Origin of the sequence: Phyllobacterium sp. P30BS-XVII (genome assembly GCF_014138335.1) — a bacterium.
In the GTDB taxonomy this organism is placed as follows: domain Bacteria; phylum Pseudomonadota; class Alphaproteobacteria; order Rhizobiales; family Rhizobiaceae; genus Phyllobacterium; species Phyllobacterium meliloti.
In genome coordinates, this window is sequence record NZ_JACGXO010000001.1 from 531,267 (window position 1) to 549,813 (window position 18,547).

Genomic DNA, 18,547 nt, shown 5'->3' on the forward strand with positions numbered 1-18,547 from the left:
GTCATAGATTCGAATCCGTCAGGGAAATATTGCTCAACTGGTCGGTCAGGCCAGTCAGATGGATACCGCACTCGGTTTTATCAGAGCCTGCCCAGCGGCCAGCACGATCATCCTCGCCTTCTTTTACCGGGGAGGTGCAGGGCATGCAGCCAATAGACCGGTAGCCTTCTGCGATAAGCGGATGCGGCGGCAAGTGGTTAACAGCCATATAGGCCTTCAGATCAGCCGAAGTCCAGCGCGCCAGCGGATTGATACGCACACGCGCACCAACAGATTCGAATACCGGCAAAGCGGTGCGCGTCGAGGCCTGAAACTGCTTGCGGCCGGTCATCCAGGCGCGATAAGGCGCGACGGCACGAGCCATCGGTTCGACCTTGCGGATATAGCAGCAGCGATCCTTGTTGGTCATGGACAGCGCACCGAAGGGGTCTTCATCCTTCAGGCTCTGCTTCAACGGGTGAATGTCCTGCACGTCGGTCAGACCAAGATCATGCACCAATTGATCCCGGTAGCGTAGGGTGGCCGGAAAATGCTTGCCGGTTTCGAGGAAAAGTACGGGCAAGGCAGGGTTCACCTGCGCAATCATATGCAACAGCACCGAGGATTCGGCACCAAATGAAGAAACCACCGCAATCTCGTCATTGAAGAGCTGCTTGATAGAAAGTTCGATAACAGCTGAGGGTTCGAGATTGCCATAGCGGCCTTCAAGCGCAAGCGCTTCGTCCGCTACGGTGATCTCATTGGCTTCATGCAGCATTTGCAGCCTCACTATAAAGCGCTTCCTTGAAGGGAGCAGCGCCCAGACGCCGGTAGGCAGCAAGGAAAGTTTCCTCCTTGTCCGTCCGCACTTCGAGATAGCGATCAACGATTGTCTCGATCGCATCGACGATCTCTTCGGAGGAAAAACCGCGACCGGTAATATCACCGATGGTGCAGACTTCATCGCCCGAGCCGCCGAGCGAAATCTGGTAGAGTTCCTCGCCCTTCTTCTCGACGCCGAGAATGCCGATATGGCCGACGTGATGATGTCCGCAAGCATTGATGCAGCCGGAAATTTTCAGCTTGAGTTCACCAATATCCGCCTGACGTGACGGATCGGCAAAACGTTCAGATATGCGCTGGGCAACAGGGATCGACCGGGCTGTCGCCAGAGCGCAGTAATCCAGACCGGGGCAAGAGATAATATCGGTGATCAGCCCTGCATTGGCGGTGGCAAGCCCATCGGTCAAAAGCAGATCATAGACAATACGCAGATCGGCAATTGCCACATGCGGCAGGATAAGGTTCTGCTCATGGCTGACCCGGATTTCATCCTGCGAGAACTGTTCGGCAATATCGGCCACCAGATCCATCTGGGCATCGGTGGCATCGCCCGGAATGCCACCAATCGGCTTCAGGGAAATGGTTACGACACCATAGTCAGGGTTCTTGTGCGGCGTTACGTTCTGGTCAACCCACGCCGCGAAAGCATGATCTGCCTTGCGGGCGGCAGCCAGTGCGGACCAGCCTTCCGGACGCTGCGGCAGATGCGGCGGACGGAAATAGCTGTCGATGGCATCGACATCCGTCTGCGGCAGCTTCAGGTCACTGTTTTTGAGCGCCAGCCATTCGGTCTCAACCTGACGGGTCAGCTCTTCCGTGCCGGTTTCATGCACGAGGATCTTGATGCGCGCCTTGTACTTGTTGTCGCGGCGGCCATTGAGATTGTACACGCGCATGATTGCGGTGGTGTAGGTCAGCAGGTCTTCGACGGGCAGGAAGTCGCGAATCTTCTTGGCAACCATCGGTGTGCGGCCCTGACCGCCGCCGACATAGACAGCAAAGCCAATCTCGCCCGCTTCGTTGCGCTTCAGATGCAGACCAATATCATGCACCTGAATGGCCGCGCGGTCGCGCTCGGCCCCGGTAACGGCGATCTTGAACTTGCGCGGCAGATACGAAAACTCCGGATGCATTGATGACCACTGGCGCAGAATTTCCGCATAGGGGCGCGGGTCGGCTACCTCGTCGGCAGCGGCGCCAGCAAAATGATCGGCCGTGACGTTGCGAATGCAATTACCTGAGGTCTGCAAGGCGTGCATTTCAACTTCCGCAAGCTCATCCAGCACCTTGGGCATGTCTTTGAGCGCAGGCCAATTATACTGGAGGTTCTGGCGCGTGGTAAAATGGCCATAGCCGCGATCATAGGTGCGGGCGATATGGGCAAGCTTGCGCATCTGGCGCGCCGACAATGTGCCATAGGGAATAGCAACGCGCAGCATATAGGCATGCAATTGCAGATAGACGCCGTTCATCAGCCGCAGCGGACGGAACTGGTCCTCGGTCAGTTCGCCAGCAAGACGGCGCTCTACCTGATCCTTGAACTGTTCAACGCGGGCTGAAACAAACGCGTGATCAAACTCATCGTAACGATACATTCTGCGGGCCTTCGATTACAGGTTAAGCGGCGTTAGCCGCAGGCTTATCAGCCTGTTTGCCAAGATCAAGACGGACGGTGGGACCGAGCTGACGAATGCGCTCGCGCAGCCGCACCGGATAAAGATGTTCGCCGCGCTCTTCCACATCGATAACATTGACGTCGATGACAAGGTTGGACTTGATCGCCGCCTTTCCAGCTTCTTCAAGTGCTGCCGCCGCTTCCGCGTGACGTGCCACGAGGGCACCATCGATATGATCGAGCCATTCGCCATTGGCGCCAAGCCAAACGGCTTCGCCATCGGTCAGACGGTTTGCAGTGAGAACTTTTACACTCATGATCATCATCCTTCGCGGTTAAGCCGCATTGGTTTGAAGGTGGCGTTTGGCCACCGAAGAGGCTGGTATCTGAACAACAAGCGGTTCAGCCTTGTCGATTGCGGCACCGGCGACCGCATCACCGATGACCACCATGACAGGGCCATCAAGATCAGGGCGCTGTTCCAGCGCCGGCAAATCATGCAGCGTACCGTGGAACATGCGGCGATCCGCACGACCGGCATTTTCAATAACAGCCACACCGGTGTCGGCATGCAGGCCAGCGCTCATCAGCCGTTCAGCAACCGATGCAGCAACACTACGGCCCATATAGACGGCAATGGTCGCACCCGAAATGGCAAGGCGCGCCCAATCGGGCAACACTTCACCAGCCATGTCATGACCCGTGGTGAACACAAGGGAGGATGCGACACCACGCAGGGTCAGAGGCAATTGCATATCGGCAGCGGCGGCAAAGGCCGATGTGATGCCGGGAACGATTTCGAACGGAATACCAGCGGAACGCAGCGCTGCCATTTCCTCACCCGCACGGCCATAAACCAGTGGATCACCGGATTTCAGCCGGACAACACGCTTGCCATCGCGGCCAAGCGAAACGAGGAGTTCATTGATCTCACTCTGGCTCTTTGTATGGCAACCCTTGCGCTTGCCAACCGAAAGCCTCACAGCATCGCGGCGACCCATGGAGACAACAGCCTCGGGCACCAGCGCGTCATAGACGATGACATCGGCTTCCATGAGAACACGGTGGGCGCGCAGTGTAAGCAAATCCTCAGCGCCGGGCCCTGCACCGACCAGCCAGACATAACCTTTCGGCTCGTCCTGATTGTCGAGAAGCAATCCGGCCGCCTGACGGGCGCCATCAAGATCATTGTTGTAGACTTTTCCAGCAACATCCCCGGAGAAGAATGAGCGCCAGAACACGCGGCGCGACAAGCCCTTCTTCACCAGCTTCTCGACGGCAGGACGATAGGCATTGGCAAGACGGGCAAGATCACCCAGACGGGGCGAAAAAGCTGCATCAATCCGGGCACGAATAAGCTGGGTGAGGACGGGGCCTGTGCCTTCCGAACCAATGGCAATGGCAATGGGTGCGCGATTGACGATGGCCGGGGTGAAGAAATCGCAAAGCTCAGGACGATCCACCACATTAACGGGAACACGCTGACGGCGCGCCTCAGCAGCAATGGCGCTGTCCTGCGCTTCATCGCCAGTGGCAACAAAGACCAGTTTTGCTCCAGTAAGATGTTCGGGAGCAAAATTTTCCACGACGTGATCATAACGCCCGGAACGGATGAAATCGGCAAGTTCGCGTTCAGGATTGGCAGCAATGATGCGGATCGCGGCATTGGTCTGCACCAGAAGCCGGGCCTTGTTCAACGCTTCCTCGCCATCGCCAACAACCACAACCACTTCATTCCGCACGCGGAAGAAGGCAGGAAAGACAGAAAGCTGGTTGGCATGAGCAGACATGAGCAGATAATCCCAATGATTACCGGGATTATCGTTGATCCGACCACTCTTTATAAGGAACGAAAGTGCGCCGAATCGAACAGCGGAGCATGGAATTTCTGAAAATCCGGGAACAAGCGGATTTCCGTTCTACATCACACGGAAAAATGCACGCCCGGCTTTTGCAAAAGTTGCAAAACGGGGCATGCTGCGATAGGCGATCTCGGATCAAAACGCGCCGATCCAATACACGACTACTTTTATCGTGTTAGTGGGGAAATGCAAGCGCTTTTTCTACTCGCCGCTTCGGAGATTACCAAATGACCGGGATTGAGCGCGGCCACGAACCAATACATTAGACCATGAAAACAGCAGGAACATGCACCGGCCAGCGCCAAGGCAGGATGGCAACAAGATCAAACCGCAGCGAGAGTTTGGCATAATCGGGCTGGCGGGCAAGCCAAAGATCGGCTGTGGATTCGATGCGCCGCATGGCCGTAACGGACACGGCTTCCATTGCCTGTTCGAGTGTCGTCCGTGCCTTCACTTCGACAATGAGAATGAGATTTCCACGACGGGCAATAAGGTCGATTTCGCCGAGCTTTGTCCGGTAGCGGCGCTCGACGATACGAAAGCCTTTCAGCATCAAAGCAAGGGCGGCGAAATATTCGGCTGAGTGGCCACGCCTATACGCTTTGTGCCGCCTGCCCGCTCTGTTCATTTCATTGCGAGCAGTCGTTGATAGAGTTCACCCTTGGGACGGCCCGTCATGCGCGAGGCCTCGCCAGCTGCCTTTGACGGCGACATTTCCAAGACGAGCGCACGCAGCAGTGCGTCGATATCATCATCAGAACGGGCAATGTTCTGATCGCCTTCCGGAGGCCCGACTACAAGGACCACCTCGCCGCGAATTCGATCCTCGCCATCAAATTCCGCTGCAAGCTCGGCCAGCGGCAAGGTAACGATGGTTTCATAGGTCTTGGTAAGTTCGCGGCAGAGCGATGCCTGCCGTTTTGGCCCGAACACTTCAACCATATCAGCCAGTGTCGTGGCCACACGGTTTGGTGATTCAAAGAACACCAGCGCTGCATCCAGAGTCTTCAAAGTTTCAAGTTTTGACCGGCGTTGCCCCTGTTTCGATGACAGAAAACCAGCGAAATAGAAACTGTCCGTAAAAAGCCCCGAAGCCGTCAGCGCCGCCAAAACCGACGAGGCGCCCGGAATGGGAACAACGCGAATACCGGCGGCCTTGGCCTCAGGCACAAGTCGCCCGCCGGGATCGGAAACAAGCGGCGTTCCCGCGTCCGAAACGAGAGCAACACTTTTCCCCGCGAGCAAGGCCTCGATCAGTTTCGGCCCAGCTTCAGCAGCATTGTGCTCGTGATAGGCATAGGGGCGGCGGGAAATGCCGTAGCGCTCCAGCAGCACACGGCTGACGCGCGTATCCTCGCAGGCGATCACATCCGCTGCTGCAAGGGTTTCAATGCCGCGCAGGGTCATGTCACCAAGATTACCAATGGGTGTCGCGACGATGTAGAGCGCGGGTTCGAGCGGGCGGGCGCGGAACGAACTGTTGCCGATCTGATAGTTTCGTTCGCTGGCTTCCCCGTCAGACACTTTACACCCTCACGCAGCCAGATCGGCGATAACCGCATTCAGCACAATCGCCCCCTCGGGCGTTGTGCGGATACGGCTATTGCCGATATATTCAATAAGGCCCTGTTCAGCCAAGGAAATCACACGCTTTTCCTTGACGCTATGGCCTGTCAATCGCTCGTAGCGGGCAAGATCAATGCCCTCTACCAGCCGCAGGCCCATCAACAGGAATTCATCACCTTCCTGCTCGCCGGTTAGCAGTTCTTCTTCCACGACACCATGGCCGTCATTCTCAACCTTGCTCATCCATGTTTCCGGATGACGCTCGGTGATCGTCACGGCGCGCTTGCCATTCTCGATAAAGCGGCCATGGGCGCCCGGGCCGACGCCAACATATTCGCCGTAACGCCAATAGACGAGATTGTGCTGGGATTCGGCACCGGGTGCCGCGTGGTTGGATATCTCATAGGCGGGCAGACCGCGCTGTGCCGTCACATCCTGCGTTTCCGCATAAAGCGCCGCCGCATGATCACCATCCGGCGTAATCAGTTTGCCGGCTTTCCATAGCTGGTAGAAAGCTGTGCCCTCCTCAATCGTCAGCTGATAGAGCGACAGATGATCGGCGGCATAGGAAATGGCGCGGTTGAGTTCTTCGCGCCAGGCCTCGATGGTCTGATCAGGCCGGGCATAGATCAGATCGAAGGACAGACGCGGGAAAATATCACGTGCAAGGCCTATCGCCACCAAAGCCTCATCAACATTGTGCATGCGTCCAAGTCGGCGCAGATCGGGGTCATTCAACGCCTGCACGCCCAGCGAGACGCGGTTGACACCTGCTGCACGATAACCGCGAAAGCGATTGGCCTCGACGCTGGTTGGATTGGCTTCCAGCGTGATCTCGATATTATCTGGAACAGTCCAGTTCTTGGCGATTTCGTTGAGAACCGATCCAACAGTTTCCGGCTCCATCAAAGACGGCGTGCCGCCACCAAGGAAAATGCTGGAAATTGTGCGCGGACCGGTACGCTGGCGCATTGTCGCCATTTCACGGGCGAAGGCCGCGGTGAATCGCTGCTGATCCACCGGCTGGTGGCGTACATGCGAATTGAAGTCGCAATAGGGGCACTTGGCCATGCAGAAGGGCCAATGGACATAGACGCCAAAGCCCCCTTCATTTTCCTGGCCACGCACCGGATTTGCCATTACGCACCCAGACAATCGCGGGCAAAATGCTGGAAGGCGCGGGCGCGGTGCGATAGCGCATCGGCTTCGCCGGGCTTCCAGCCGTGTTTCTGCTCGGCAGTCATTTCGCCAAAGGTGGCGTCATAGCCTTGCGGCTTGAACACCGGATCGAAACCGAAACCGGCTGTACCACGCGGCGGCCAGACAATCTCGCCTTCCACTTCACCGCGATAGTAATTGGCTTCGCCGTCAGGCCATGCAAGGCAGATAACCGAAACAAAGCGCCCGCCGCGGTCCTGAGGGTCGGTGACACCCTTTTCCTGCAGGGCGGATTCAACCTTCTGCATCCCATGGGCGAAATCGCGCTTACCATCTGGCAGTTCGGCCCAATTGGCGGTGTAGACGCCGGGGTCGCCGTCCAGCGCATCAACACAAAGGCCTGAGTCATCGGAAAGAGCAACAAGCCCCGTCGCCTTGGCCGCCGCAAACGCCTTGATATAGGCATTTTCTTCAAAGGTCGTACCGGTTTCATCCGGCTCCGGCAGGCCAAGATCACCGGCAGATACCACTTCGAAACCGAAGGGGCCGAGCAGGTCTATCATTTCCTGAATCTTGCCCTTGTTATGACTGGCAACGAGCAGCTTGCCTTTTTCGAGTGTTCTCATTTCAGGTTCCATAAAGCCGGTTCGGCAAATTCAATCGAGTTTCCGCAAGGATCGCGGAAATAAAGGGAACGGGCACCATTCGGCCAGTCAAATTCACTTTCGATGGCAACGCCATTGGCCTCAAGATGGGACTTCCATTGGGAAATTTCATCCCGCGTTGCGCGAAAACAGACATGACCCGGACCCTTGGCGCCATGGGCGGGGATAGGCAGTCCGCCTTTGGGTCTTTCCAGCAGTTTTTGCGCATCAAACAGGATCAGCACACCTGCACCGCAACGAAAGAATATCGATTCATTGCCCGCGCGCAGAATGACATCCAATCCAAGCACGTCCGTATAAAACCGTGCAGCCACCTCGATATTGGTCACATAAAGTGCAGTTTCCAGAATACCCGATGGCTGCATGGTGTTTTCCGCTTAAGCGACCGCCATTTTCTGCAGGGAAACCAGACGGGTAATGCCGTTGCGGGCAAGATCCATCAAGGCCAGCAGTTCTTCCTGCGAGAATGGCTCGCCTTCCGCCGTTCCCTGCACTTCCACAATACCACCCTTGCCGGTCATGACGAAGTTGGCATCGGTCTGTGCTGTCGAATCCTCGGCATAATCGAGATCGATCACAGGTGTTCCGTCGGAAATACCGCAGGAAATGGCTGCAACATGATCCTTCAGCACTTTTTCGACCTTGAGCATCTGGCGGGTTTCCATCCAGCGCAGGCATTCATGCAAGGCTACCCAACCGCCGGTGATTGCGGCGGTGCGCGTACCGCCATCGGCCTGAATGACATCGCAATCGACGGTAATCTGCACTTCACCCAATGCCTGCAGGTCCACCACAGCACGCAGCGAACGGGCGATAAGCCGCTGAATTTCCAAAGTACGGCCACCCTGCTTGCCTGATGAGGCTTCGCGGCGCATACGGTCGCCGGTGGAGCGTGGCAACATGCCATATTCAGCTGTTACCCAGCCTTTGCCGGTGTTACGCATCCAACCCGGAACCTTTTCCTCAAGGCTGGCGGTACACAGAACGTGGGTATCACCAAACTTGACCAGGCACGAGCCTTCAGCATGTTTGGAAACGCCGCGCTCGAAAGAAATGGCGCGCATTTCGTCTGGGGCTCGTTTGGAAGGACGCATGGAATGACCTCTTGAAAATATGTTTGTCCGGCCTTTTAGAGCAACGGAGACTTAAATGGAACCATGCAGCAAAAGCTTTGATGATTGGGCCGACAATGCCTATATTCTCTGACAGGAAACAAGGGCCTCACACAGAATGAACAAGGCAGTCACTCCCGAACCATTGCAATCGCTCGACCAGCGGTCACGGGATATCTTTCGGCGCATTGTCGAGAGTTATCTTGGCGATGGCGAACCGGTTGGGTCGCGCAATCTTTCGCGAATACTGCCGGTTGCGCTTTCGCCTGCGACAATCCGCAATGTGATGAGCGATCTGGAGCATCTTGGCCTTGTCTATGCGCCGCATATCTCGGCTGGACGTCTGCCGACGCAGCTCGGCCTGCGATTCTTTGTCGATGCCTTTATGGAAGTTGGCGACCTTTCTTCCGATGAGCGTAATTCCATCGAGGCACAGGTTCGGGCGGGCGGTGATGCCCAATCAACCGAGAATGTACTGACGCAAGCCAGCCAGCTCCTTTCAGGCATGTCGCGCGGTGCGGGACTTGTTCTGGCAACGAAAGCGGAAGGCGCACTCAAGCACATCGAATTCGTGCGGCTCGAGCCAACAAAGGCGCTGGCAGTGCTGGTTACGCAGAGCGGCGATATCGAAAACCGGGTGATTGATTTGCCGCCGGGCGTCACCCCCTCGCAATTGATTGAGGCGTCGAATTTCCTCAATGCCCATATTCAAGGCCGCACGATCACCGAAGCGCGTGCCGAGATCGCGCGCCTGAAGGACGAGACCCAGCAGGCGCTCGATGCGTTGTCACAGCATCTGGTCGAAGAAGGGCTTGCCGTTTGGGGCGGAGCGGGAGGCGGACAGCCACCACGTCTGATCGTGCGCGGACGCGGCAATCTGCTCGATTCAATCAATGCCGAGGCTGACCTCGACCGGCTGCGTCATCTCTTTGATGACCTCGAAACCAAGGAAGGCACGATACAGCTGCTTGATCTGGCGGAAGCAGGCTCGGGGGTGCGTATTTTCATCGGCTCGGAGAACAAGCTGTTCTCGCTTTCGGGCTCATCGCTGGTCATCGCCCCCTATCGCGACTCGGAACAACGGGTTATCGGCGCACTCGGCGTTATCGGTCCAACCCGGCTTAACTATGCGCGGATTGTTCCCATGGTGGATTATACGGCACAACTGGTCTCAAGATTGTTGCGCTAGCCACGGTTGTACCATTGTGCTGCGTGAACTTGCCCTACTCAGGGCATTTGCACTTGATTTTCATGGCCTAAACCTCGATATCCAGCGCAGATTGGATTTATGAACGGACAGGATAGATGACTGAAGAAAAGAAACATCATGACGCACCCGATCTCGATCAGCGCGATCTGAAGAATCCGCGCGACCGTGATGCGCTGAAGCGTGCCGCCGATGATTTTCTGAAATCACGCAAGGCGGAAGAATACGCCATGGCGCAGGAAGAGGAAGACGAGGCGCAAGCCATCAGCAGCGCCGAACTCGACGCATTGCGCGCTGAAAATGGCGATCTGAAGGACCAGTTGCTGCGGCTGGCCGCTGACATGGAAAACCTGCGCAAGCGTACGGCACGCGACGTGCATGACGCACGTTCCTATTCCGTTGCCAATTTCGCTCGCGACATGCTGTCGGTCTCCGACAATCTGAAGCGCACGCTTGAAGCCATTCCGGCCGACGCACTGGCCAATGGCGATGCGGGTTTCAAAACCCTCGCCGAGGGCGTGGAAATCACAGAGCGTTCGATGATGTCGGCGCTGGAACGCCATGGCGTAAAGAAGATCGAACCGCAGGGCCAGCGTTTCGACCCGAATTTCCATCAGGCCATGTATGAAATCCCCAACACCGACGTGCCGCACAACACAGTGCTGCAGGTGGCGCAAAGCGGGTTTGTCATTGGCGACCGCATGTTGCGTCCGGCGCTGGTCGGCGTTTCCAAGGGCGGTCCCAAGCAAGCTGCAGGCGAAGGTCAGGCGGAGCCGGGCCCGATCAATCCACAGGCTGAAAAAGACGCATAATCAAAGCGCCTTTATGCGAAAAAGGGCCAGATACCGGTAACGGTGTCTGGCCTTTTTCATTTCGCTATTTACGGTCCGTATTGGCCGTGTTCTACCTCTGATAAAAGGGGGAACGGTCGATGACATTGATCCAGATATTCAATTATGCGGGCGTTTTTGTCTTTGCTGCCACGGGCGGTCTTGCCGCCTCACGCCGCCAGCTTGATATCATCGCCTTTGTGTTTCTTGCTGCGGTAACAGGCATTGGCGGCGGCACTCTGCGCGATCTCATTCTCGGGGTTCCAGTCTTTTGGGTGAGGGAGCCCGGCTATATCCTCGTCTGCGCCGCAGCCGCTGTCCTTGTCTATTTCTCCGCCAATCTGCTGGAATCGCGTTACCGGCTTTTGCTCTGGCTTGATGCGCTGGGACTTGCCGCCTACAGCGTGATGGGTGCAGCCAAGGGCTTGGCACTTGGATTTGATCCGGCAATTGCCGTTGTCACCGGTATTCTAACGGCCACATTTGGCGGCGTGTTGCGCGATATTGTATCGGGGGAACCATCTGTGCTGATGCGGCGTGAAATTTACGTAACGGCAGCCCTTGCCGGATCGGCCGCCTATACGATCCTGCTTGGACTTTCGGCAGGGCCAGAAATTTCGGCGCTGCTCGCCGCCCTCACCGCTTTCACGGTGCGCGGCGGCGCGCTGTATTTTGGCTGGACGCTACCCAACTACCACAAGCCGGGCCGCACGCCTGAAGAACTCAAGCGTGACGGCATTGTGCGGTCAGAGTAATCCGGCCTGCTGCGCAGCAATCTTCAGATTTTGCGCCGGGCGCGGGCCAATCTGCTGGATAACAAGACCGGCTGTCAGCGAACCCAGTTTTGCGCAATCGGTCAATGACCGGCCATTGGTATAGCCGAACAGAAAGCCCGATGCGTAGAGATCGCCGGCACCCGTCGTATCGACCAGTTCGGCAATCTCGATAGCGGGAACCGCGACAGTTTCATCCTTCGAAACAACAACCGAGCCCTTTTCGGAACGCGTGATGGCGGCCAGTTTGCAATCCTTGCGGATGGCATTGAGACCCTTTTCGAAGTCGTCGGTCTGATACAGCGATTTGAGTTCCGCCTCGTTGGCGAAGACGATATCAACCGTGCCTGAGCGCATCAGATCGAGGAATTCCTCGCGATAACGATCAACGCAGAACGGATCTGATAGCGTCATTGATACTTCGCGCTTGTGCTCATGAGCAATCTTTGCCGAGAGGCGGATGGCTTCCTTGGCCCGGGGCGGGTCCCACAGATAACCTTCGAAATAAGTCACTTTGGCTTCTGATACTTTTGAACTTTCCACATCTTCCGGCCCAAGCTCGACGCAGGCACCAAGATAGGTGTTCATGGAACGCTCGCCATCGGGCGTTACGAAAATCATGGACCGGGCCGTGGGCGGCGGTGCTTTCAGAACGCGCGTGTCGAAAGCGACGCCCTGCGCACGGATGTCATGGGTAAAGATATGGCCGAGCGGGTCATCGGCAACCTTGCCGAAATAGGCAGCACGGCCACCGAGGCTGGCAACGCCTGCCGCCGTATTGCCCGCGCTTCCGCCTGACGCTTCGATCGCCGGCCCCATGCGCTCATACAGAAATTCCGCACGGTCGGCATCGATCAGATTCATCGCATTTTTGATGATACCGTTCTTGACGATAAAATCATCATCCGTGCGGGCTATGATATCGACAATGGCATTGCCGATGCAAAGCACGTCATAACTCGACATGAAAACTCCAGGATTGATTCAATTGCAGTTCTTGGCCTCTCACGGTCCGATTCTGACATTTGCATGGTTCGCCTGATGTCAAATTCGTTCCATTCATTTGCCAAGTCCTAGCGGGAACGATAGGCGTTGACTACCCCCAATAAGTGTCACCGCCTTGTCTGCGCCGAAGTCGTTCCCTATGTCGGAAGTTCCCGAGTGGCCAAAAAGGATGATGGCACAATGATCTTTGAAAGCGCACGCGCCGCCGCAAGCCATCTGTTTCGGCCGGAATTTCGATCCGTGCTGTGGAAATCACTCGGGATGACCATTCTGCTGCTCATCGGAGCGTGGTTTGGACTGCGGGAATTGTTTGAAGTGCTGGCTCTGCCGTTTTTCGATCAGTGGATGCCAGATATGCCATCCTGGGCCGGTTGGTTTGGTTTTATTGCAGCAATTCTTGCCAGTATTGCCCTTGCGCTCGGGCTGGCCCTGCTGATTGCTCCGGTTTCAGCCATTGTTGCCGGGCTGTTTCTCGACGACGTGGCGGAAGTTGTGGAAAAGTCAGATTATCCGCTCGATCCAAGAGGCCGCCCGCTGCCGGTGCTGCGCTCCTTCGTGCTTTCGCTGAAGTTTATGGGCGTCGTTATCATCGGGAATATCATCGCTCTGCTGATGCTTTTGATCCCCGGCGTCAACATCATCGCGTTCTTCATGGTCAATGGCTATCTGCTCGGTCGCGAATTCTTCGAATTTGCCGCCATGCGGTTTCGCCCGGAAATGGAAGCCAAGGCGCTGCGGTCAAAACATTCGATAACAGTGTTTCTGGCCGGACTTGTGATTGCCGCCTTCATGGCCATCCCAATCCTTAATCTGCTGACACCACTGTTTGCAGCCGCCATGATGGTGCATCTGCACAAGGCAGTGGCCCAATCGGAACCGCCTGCCGCATTGCGCTAGAAGACTTGGGGCGGCAGAGGCACCAGCGGCGCCGGCATTTCCGATGTTTTTTCGGCTGATTTGCAGATATCGGCGATGACACAGGCGCTGCATTCGGGTTTACGGGCTTTGCAGACGTAGCGGCCATGCAGAATCAGCCAGTGATGGGCGTGATAAAGATATTCCGCCGGGATGATTTTCATCAGCCTGGCTTCCACCTGATCCGGCGTCTTGCCGGGCGCGAGGCCAAGCCGGTTGCCGATGCGGAATATATGCGTATCAACGGCCATCGTTGCCTGCCCGAACGCCATGCTGAGCACGACATTGGCCGTCTTGCGGCCAACGCCGGGAAGCTTGACCAGTTCGTCGCGATCATCAGGCACCTGACTGCCATAATCCCGGATCAGGGCTTCCGAGAGCGCGATGACATTCTTCGCCTTGTTGCGCCAAAGGCCGATGGTGCGGATATATTCGCCCAGTTTTTCCACGCCAAGATCCAGCATTTTTTCCGGCGTATCAGCCACCTTGAACAGCGCGCGTGTTGCCTTGTTGACCCCGACATCGGTTGCCTGAGCGGAAAGCGCAACCGCGACAAGCAGTGTGAAGGCGTTGACATGTTCAAGCTCGCCCTTGGGCTCCGGGCGCTGGATGGAGAACCGGCGAAAAATCTCATGAATCTCATCAGCCGTATAGCGCGTACCCGCGACAAGGCGCGGCTTCTTTGCCGGTTTTCCGGCAATTGCACTCACGTCAATCTGATCAACTTTGCTCTTGGGATTTTCCATGACCCTTCTATACTCAAGCGTCATGAGCCAAACAATGAACCCAATTGACGCTGCTATGCGCAATGAAGAGGAAATTTTCCGCGCCCTTCTTGTGCCGCACCGTTCGCTTGGACAAAAAGGGTTTCTCATTGTCATGGCTGCCATCGGCGGCTCCAGTTTTCTGACCGGACTGTTCTTCCTTTCGCTTGGCGCATGGCCTGTTTTCGGCTTCTTCGGGCTTGATGTGCTTTTGGTCTACCTTGCCTTCCGCATGAATTATTCGGCAGCGAAAGCCCATGAAGAGGTCAGCGTTTCGCGCATAACATTGCAGATCAAACAGGTGGCGCCGTCAGGACGCACGAAGCTGCACGAGTTCAACCCCTTCTGGACGCGGTTCAGTGTGGCTCGTCATGAGGAAATCGGCATTACGTCCATGCGCGTCGAGGGGCAGGGAAAGGCCGTCACGATCGGCTCATTTCTCAATCCCGATGACCGGGAAAGCTTCGCATCCGCCTTTACCAGAGCATTGGCCACGGCCAAGGGCCGGTAGTTTTCATAATGTGCAAGAATCGGGTGGCAGATCAGGCACCTGCGTGGTCATATGACACTCAACAGAGCCCTTTATGTCCATCCTATTTGCATGAAGTGCTTCAGATGAATTGAAAGCCTGAACCGGCCTTGGCGATGTAACGCACCCGGTAGAGGCCTGAATGAGGTAAAGATCATGAAACCCCATGCCGTACTTCAAAATGACATCACGCCGACAGGCAATGACTATGCCATCGTCAGCCATATCATTGAGCGAATCAGCGAGGATTATCGCGATCAGCCGTCGCTTGAAACGCTGGCCAAGGATGCGGGTCTATCGCCCACGGCGCTGCAAAAGCTTTTTACCCGCTGGGCAGGATTGTCACCAAAGGGCTTTTTGCAGGCTGTGACCATTGACCATGCCCGGCGCCTGCTTGACGAAGGAATGCCCCTGCTTGAAACGGCCTATGAAACAGGCCTTTCCGGCCCAAGCCGGCTGCATGATCTGTTTGTCACCCATGAAGGCATGTCACCCGGCGATTATAAGACGCGCGGCGCGGGCCTCATCGTCCGCTATGGTTTCCATATCTCGCCATTCGGCCGGGCACTGGTCATGGTGACGGATCGTGGCCTCGCTGGTCTGGCCTTTGCCGATCAGGGCCAGGAGCGCGAAGCATTAGGCGACATGACATCGCGCTGGCCTAATGCGACCTATGTGGAGGACCTCAACGCAACATCGCCCTATGCGGCGCGGGTATTTGATCCGGCTGAATGGCGCTCCGACAGGCCGCTGAAGGTTGTCATGATCGGGACGGACTTCCAGCTTCGCGTCTGGGAAGCCCTGTTGAAGGTTCCCATGGGCAGGGCCTGCGCCTATTCGGATATTGCTCAGGACATCGGCTCCCCCAAGGCTTCCCGTGCGGTTGGCGCAGCTGTTGGTGCCAACCCGCTCTCCTTTGTGGTTCCGTGTCACCGCGCCGTTGGCAAATCGGGCGCTCTGACCGGCTACCACTGGGGCCTCACCCGCAAACGCGCCATTCTGGGCTGGGAAGCCGGACAGATGGGCGACCCTGACCAGCTCGATATGGCGCGCTCCGGCTGATCGCCGCATCCTCCCACCAACGAAAGGCCCGGCAGAAATGCCGGGCTTTTCATTTGTGAAGAAACTTTCGAGCAGGTCTTGACCTTCCAGTTACTGGAAAGATTACCTTTGCATCACTACCTCATTACCCATGTCGAAAGTTCTATCATGAAACATGACCATTCCACCCATCACAATCATGCCCATGGCACCCACGGGCATAGCTGTTGCAGCACGCATAAGGATGAGGCAGATGTCGTCCGTGATCCGGTATGCGGCATGCTTGTGGACCCTACTGCGGGCAAGCCCACGGCTGAGCATGCGGGCCGCGTGTTTCATTTCTGCTCAGCGGGCTGCCATAGCAAATTCGTTGCCCATCCCGAATCGTATTTGACTGCAGTTGATCCAGTCTGCGGCATGACTGTCGACAGGGCGACGGCCCGGCATTTTCTGCGGCACGACAATGAAAAATACTATTTCTGCTCGGCCAGCTGCATGGCAAAGTTTGAAAAGGCACCTGAAGATTATCTCGGTGATCGGCCAGCGCCAAAGCCTATGCCCGCAGGCACGCAATATACCTGCCCGATGCATCCGGAAATCATCAAGGATGGTCCCGGCGCGTGCCCGCTTTGCGGCATGGCTCTGGAGCCGATGGGTATTCCAACGGGCGATGAGGGCCCCAACCCTGAACTCGTTGATTTCACCCGCCGGTTCTGGATCAGCGCGTTGTGTTCCGTACCACTGCTGTTGATCACCATGGGCCCGATGCTTGGCCTGCCGTTCCGCGAATGGATTGGCGAAAGCCGGGCAGGATGGCTGGAATTTGTATTGGCTACCCCGGTTGTCCTGTGGGCAGCCATACCCTTCTTTGAGCGGGCATGGGCTTCCTTCGTCAATCGCAGCCCGAATATGTGGACGCTGATCGCAATCGGTGTCGGCGCTGCCTATGCTTTCAGTGTCGTAGCAACATTGTTCCCCGACATTTTTCCGCACGCATTCCGTATGCATGGCGGTGCTGTGCCGGTTTATTTCGAAGCCGCCGCCGTTATCGTTACACTGGTATTCCTCGGGCAAATTCTCGAGCTGAAAGCGCGTGAACGTACAGGCTCGGCGATCCGCGCCCTGCTTGATCTTGCACCAAAAACAGCACGCCGCGTGGCTGCCGACGGCACGGAAAATGATGTTCCGCTGGATGAGGTGGTGGCCGGAGATCGGTTGCGGGTGCGTCCAGGCGAAAGCGTTCCAGTGGATGGCATCGTTCTGGAAGGCCGTTCTTCCATAGACGAGTCCATGCTCACGGGCGAACCGCTCCCCATCGAAAAAACTGAAAACGATACGGTAACGGGCGGCACGCTCAACCGCAACGGCACGCTGCTGATCAAGGCGGAAAAGGTGGGCGCCGATACGGTCCTGTCGCAGATCGTCGGCATGGTTGCGACCGCCCAGCGCTCACGCGCACCTATTCAGGGACTGGCGGACCGGGTGGCCAGTTATTTTGTACAGGCGGTGGTCCTCGTCGCCATTGTTTCGTTTATTGCATGGGCATGGTTCGGGCCCGAACCCGGTATGATCTATGGCCTTGTAGCTGCTGTCTCGGTGCTGATTATCGCCTGTCCCTGTGCGCTCGGTCTTGCGACCCCAATGTCGATCATGACCGCCACGGGACGAGGTGCGCAGGCCGGTGTTTTGATCAAGGATGCGGAAGCGCTGGAGCGTTTTGCCGGCGTCGATACGCTGATCGTGGACAAAACAGGCACTCTGACCGAAGGCAAACCGAAACTCACCGATATCGTTTCGGCTGGTTCACTGCCTGACGACCAATTGCTCGTCCTTGCGGCGACACTCGAAACGGGTTCGGAACACCCGCTCGCCGAAGCCATTGTCGAGGGTGCGAAGACACGCAATCTCGCTTTGCTCAAGGCGGAGCAATTTGAGGCGATCACGGGTAAGGGCGTTTCCGGTACTGTTGATAAACGGGCTGTCGCCTTGGGCAACAAAGCGATGATGCAGGATATCGGCGCTGATATCGCTTCTTTGAGCGGCAAGGCGGATATATTGCGCGCAGGCGGTAAAAGCGTTCTTTTTATTGCCGTCGATGGCAAGGCTGCCGGTATCATTGCCGTGGCCGACCCGATCAAGTCCACGACGGCGGAAGCCATACGCCTTCTGCATGAGGCTGGCCTCAAGATCATCATGGCCACCGGTGACAACCGCATAACAGCACAGTCGGTTGCTTCACAGCTCGGCATTGACGAGGTGCGCGCGGACATGCTGCCCGAAAGCAAAAAACAAGTCGTGGATGAGTTGCGGGCAAAGGGTGCAAAGATTGCCATGGCCGGTGACGGCGTCAACGATGCGCCTGCGCTCGCAGCAGCCGATGTCGGCATTGCCATGGGCACCGGTGCGGATGTAGCCATGGAAAGCGCCGGTATCACGCTGGTGAAGGGTGATCTTAACGGCATAGTCCGCGCCCGTCATCTTGCCGACGCAACGATCAGCAATATCAAGCAGAACCTGTTCTTCGCCTTCGTCTATAATGTGCTTGGTGTGCCGGTTGCGGCCGGTGTTCTCTATCCCGTTTTTGGGGCAATGCTTTCGCCCATGCTGGCGGCAGCGGCAATGAGCCTTTCTTCCGTATCGGTGATTGCCAATGCATTGCGGCTGCGCACGCTGAAACTGTGAG

At 56.7% G+C, this 18,547-nt stretch carries 19 protein-coding genes; 7 read left to right on the plus strand and 12 right to left on the minus strand.

The features are described from left to right. Position 1 precedes the first annotated feature (1 nt). The 10 genes from FHW17_RS02575 to rph form a co-directional block, all read right to left on the minus strand. Positions 2-757, minus strand: a complete 756-nt coding sequence (locus FHW17_RS02575) for a phosphoadenylyl-sulfate reductase (protein WP_182509156.1) — start codon at positions 755-757, stop codon at positions 2-4. Next, positions 747-2,417 (minus strand): nitrite/sulfite reductase, encoded by a 1,671-nt coding sequence (locus FHW17_RS02580; protein WP_113095245.1) that lies wholly within the window; start codon positions 2,415-2,417, stop codon positions 747-749. Before FHW17_RS02580 ends, FHW17_RS02575 begins: the two co-directional genes overlap by 11 nt. A gap of 22 nt (positions 2,418-2,439) precedes the next feature. Beyond that, positions 2,440-2,754, minus strand: a complete 315-nt coding sequence (locus tag FHW17_RS02585; RefSeq protein ID WP_112523082.1) for a DUF2849 domain-containing protein — start codon at positions 2,752-2,754, stop codon at positions 2,440-2,442. An 18-nt stretch (positions 2,755-2,772) separates the two neighbouring features. Next, the gene (cysG, locus tag FHW17_RS02590; protein WP_112522673.1) at positions 2,773-4,227 is read right to left on the minus strand and encodes a siroheme synthase CysG; all 1,455 of its coding nucleotides are present in this window, start codon (positions 4,225-4,227) and stop codon (positions 2,773-2,775) included. Between the two features lie 334 nt (positions 4,228-4,561). Next, positions 4,562-4,927 carry a YraN family protein gene (locus FHW17_RS02595; RefSeq protein WP_182509157.1) on the minus strand — a complete coding sequence of 122 codons (366 nt, stop codon included), beginning with the start codon at positions 4,925-4,927 and terminating at the stop codon, positions 4,562-4,564. After that, positions 4,924-5,823 carry a 16S rRNA (cytidine(1402)-2'-O)-methyltransferase gene (gene rsmI, locus FHW17_RS02600; protein WP_182509158.1) on the minus strand — a complete coding sequence of 300 codons (900 nt, stop codon included), beginning with the start codon at positions 5,821-5,823 and terminating at the stop codon, positions 4,924-4,926. Before rsmI ends, FHW17_RS02595 begins: the two co-directional genes overlap by 4 nt. Before the next feature lie 9 nt (positions 5,824-5,832). After that, positions 5,833-7,005 carry a radical SAM family heme chaperone HemW gene (gene hemW, locus FHW17_RS02605; protein WP_182509159.1) on the minus strand — a complete coding sequence of 391 codons (1,173 nt, stop codon included), beginning with the start codon at positions 7,003-7,005 and terminating at the stop codon, positions 5,833-5,835. After that, on the minus strand, positions 7,005-7,649 hold the full coding sequence (gene rdgB, locus FHW17_RS02610; protein ID WP_182509160.1) for an RdgB/HAM1 family non-canonical purine NTP pyrophosphatase: 645 nt from the start codon (positions 7,647-7,649) through the stop codon (positions 7,005-7,007). Before rdgB ends, hemW begins: the two co-directional genes overlap by 1 nt. Next, positions 7,646-8,053 carry a VOC family protein gene (locus tag FHW17_RS02615; RefSeq protein WP_113095249.1) on the minus strand — a complete coding sequence of 136 codons (408 nt, stop codon included), beginning with the start codon at positions 8,051-8,053 and terminating at the stop codon, positions 7,646-7,648. The genes rdgB and FHW17_RS02615 overlap by 4 nt, the downstream gene beginning before the upstream one ends. Before the next feature lie 12 nt (positions 8,054-8,065). Beyond that, positions 8,066-8,782 carry a ribonuclease PH gene (gene rph, locus FHW17_RS02620; RefSeq protein ID WP_112522677.1) on the minus strand — a complete coding sequence of 239 codons (717 nt, stop codon included), beginning with the start codon at positions 8,780-8,782 and terminating at the stop codon, positions 8,066-8,068. Between the two features lie 136 nt (positions 8,783-8,918). On the opposite strand from rph, the gene hrcA reads away from it, so the two are divergent. The 3 genes from hrcA (at position 8,919) to FHW17_RS02635 (ending at position 11,592) form a co-directional block, all read left to right on the plus strand. Further along, positions 8,919-9,989 carry a heat-inducible transcriptional repressor HrcA gene (gene hrcA / locus FHW17_RS02625; protein WP_112522678.1) on the plus strand — a complete coding sequence of 357 codons (1,071 nt, stop codon included), beginning with the start codon at positions 8,919-8,921 and terminating at the stop codon, positions 9,987-9,989. A 116-nt stretch (positions 9,990-10,105) separates the two neighbouring features. Then, positions 10,106-10,819, plus strand: a complete 714-nt coding sequence (gene grpE, locus FHW17_RS02630) for a nucleotide exchange factor GrpE (protein ID WP_112522679.1) — start codon at positions 10,106-10,108, stop codon at positions 10,817-10,819. Between the two features lie 119 nt (positions 10,820-10,938). Next, positions 10,939-11,592 (plus strand): trimeric intracellular cation channel family protein, encoded by a 654-nt coding sequence (locus FHW17_RS02635; RefSeq protein WP_113095251.1) that lies wholly within the window; start codon positions 10,939-10,941, stop codon positions 11,590-11,592. Here FHW17_RS02635 and FHW17_RS02640 read toward each other — a convergent pair. Further along, on the minus strand, positions 11,584-12,576 hold the full coding sequence (locus FHW17_RS02640; protein ID WP_091879172.1) for an adenosine kinase: 993 nt from the start codon (positions 12,574-12,576) through the stop codon (positions 11,584-11,586). The two genes, FHW17_RS02635 and FHW17_RS02640, sit on opposite strands and share 9 nt — an antisense overlap. 219 nt (positions 12,577-12,795) lie before the next feature. Between FHW17_RS02640 and FHW17_RS02645 the strand changes: the two genes are divergently transcribed. Beyond that, positions 12,796-13,512: a sulfate transporter family protein gene (locus tag FHW17_RS02645; protein ID WP_112523085.1), complete on the plus strand. Its 717-nt coding sequence runs from the start codon at positions 12,796-12,798 to the stop codon at positions 13,510-13,512. Here FHW17_RS02645 and nth read toward each other — a convergent pair. After that, positions 13,509-14,276 (minus strand): endonuclease III, encoded by a 768-nt coding sequence (gene nth / locus FHW17_RS02650; protein ID WP_112522681.1) that lies wholly within the window; start codon positions 14,274-14,276, stop codon positions 13,509-13,511. The two genes, FHW17_RS02645 and nth, sit on opposite strands and share 4 nt — an antisense overlap. A 34-nt stretch (positions 14,277-14,310) precedes the next feature. Here nth and FHW17_RS02655 point away from each other — a divergent pair, with 34 nt between their 5' ends. From FHW17_RS02655 to FHW17_RS02665, 3 genes are all read left to right on the plus strand, one after another. Beyond that, positions 14,311-14,805, plus strand: a complete 495-nt coding sequence (locus FHW17_RS02655; RefSeq protein ID WP_112522682.1) for a DUF2244 domain-containing protein — start codon at positions 14,311-14,313, stop codon at positions 14,803-14,805. Positions 14,806-14,979: 174 nt separating this feature from the next. Beyond that, positions 14,980-15,885, plus strand: a complete 906-nt coding sequence (locus FHW17_RS02660) for a bifunctional helix-turn-helix domain-containing protein/methylated-DNA--[protein]-cysteine S-methyltransferase (RefSeq protein ID WP_112522683.1) — start codon at positions 14,980-14,982, stop codon at positions 15,883-15,885. Between the two features lie 147 nt (positions 15,886-16,032). Beyond that, positions 16,033-18,546 (plus strand): heavy metal translocating P-type ATPase, encoded by a 2,514-nt coding sequence (locus FHW17_RS02665; protein WP_112522684.1) that lies wholly within the window; start codon positions 16,033-16,035, stop codon positions 18,544-18,546. Position 18,547 lies beyond the last annotated feature (1 nt).

What these genes read in the sequence shown, in the direction of transcription:
- FHW17_RS02595 (WP_182509157.1), bottom strand. Translation starts at nt 4,927, where the DNA reads ATGAACAGAGCGGGCAGGCGGCACAAAGCGTATAGGCGTGGCCACTCA.
- FHW17_RS02580 (WP_113095245.1), bottom strand. Translation starts at nt 2,417, where the DNA reads ATGTATCGTTACGATGAGTTTGATCACGCGTTTGTTTCAGCCCGCGTT.
- hrcA (WP_112522678.1), top strand. Translation starts at nt 8,919, where the DNA reads ATGAACAAGGCAGTCACTCCCGAACCATTGCAATCGCTCGACCAGCGG.
- hemW (WP_182509159.1), bottom strand. Translation starts at nt 7,005, where the DNA reads ATGGCAAATCCGGTGCGTGGCCAGGAAAATGAAGGGGGCTTTGGCGTC.
- FHW17_RS02655 (WP_112522682.1), top strand. Translation starts at nt 14,311, where the DNA reads ATGAACCCAATTGACGCTGCTATGCGCAATGAAGAGGAAATTTTCCGC.
- cysG (WP_112522673.1), bottom strand. Translation starts at nt 4,227, where the DNA reads ATGTCTGCTCATGCCAACCAGCTTTCTGTCTTTCCTGCCTTCTTCCGC.
- FHW17_RS02575 (WP_182509156.1), bottom strand. Translation starts at nt 757, where the DNA reads ATGCTGCATGAAGCCAATGAGATCACCGTAGCGGACGAAGCGCTTGCG.
- FHW17_RS02660 (WP_112522683.1), top strand. Translation starts at nt 14,980, where the DNA reads ATGAAACCCCATGCCGTACTTCAAAATGACATCACGCCGACAGGCAAT.
- rph (WP_112522677.1), bottom strand. Translation starts at nt 8,782, where the DNA reads ATGCGTCCTTCCAAACGAGCCCCAGACGAAATGCGCGCCATTTCTTTC.
- FHW17_RS02585 (WP_112523082.1), bottom strand. Translation starts at nt 2,754, where the DNA reads ATGAGTGTAAAAGTTCTCACTGCAAACCGTCTGACCGATGGCGAAGCC.
- FHW17_RS02645 (WP_112523085.1), top strand. Translation starts at nt 12,796, where the DNA reads ATGATCTTTGAAAGCGCACGCGCCGCCGCAAGCCATCTGTTTCGGCCG.
- FHW17_RS02665 (WP_112522684.1), top strand. Translation starts at nt 16,033, where the DNA reads ATGAAACATGACCATTCCACCCATCACAATCATGCCCATGGCACCCAC.
- rdgB (WP_182509160.1), bottom strand. Translation starts at nt 7,649, where the DNA reads ATGAGAACACTCGAAAAAGGCAAGCTGCTCGTTGCCAGTCATAACAAG.
- FHW17_RS02640 (WP_091879172.1), bottom strand. Translation starts at nt 12,576, where the DNA reads ATGTCGAGTTATGACGTGCTTTGCATCGGCAATGCCATTGTCGATATC.
- grpE (WP_112522679.1), top strand. Translation starts at nt 10,106, where the DNA reads ATGACTGAAGAAAAGAAACATCATGACGCACCCGATCTCGATCAGCGC.
- FHW17_RS02615 (WP_113095249.1), bottom strand. Translation starts at nt 8,053, where the DNA reads ATGCAGCCATCGGGTATTCTGGAAACTGCACTTTATGTGACCAATATC.
- nth (WP_112522681.1), bottom strand. Translation starts at nt 14,276, where the DNA reads ATGGAAAATCCCAAGAGCAAAGTTGATCAGATTGACGTGAGTGCAATT.
- FHW17_RS02635 (WP_113095251.1), top strand. Translation starts at nt 10,939, where the DNA reads ATGACATTGATCCAGATATTCAATTATGCGGGCGTTTTTGTCTTTGCT.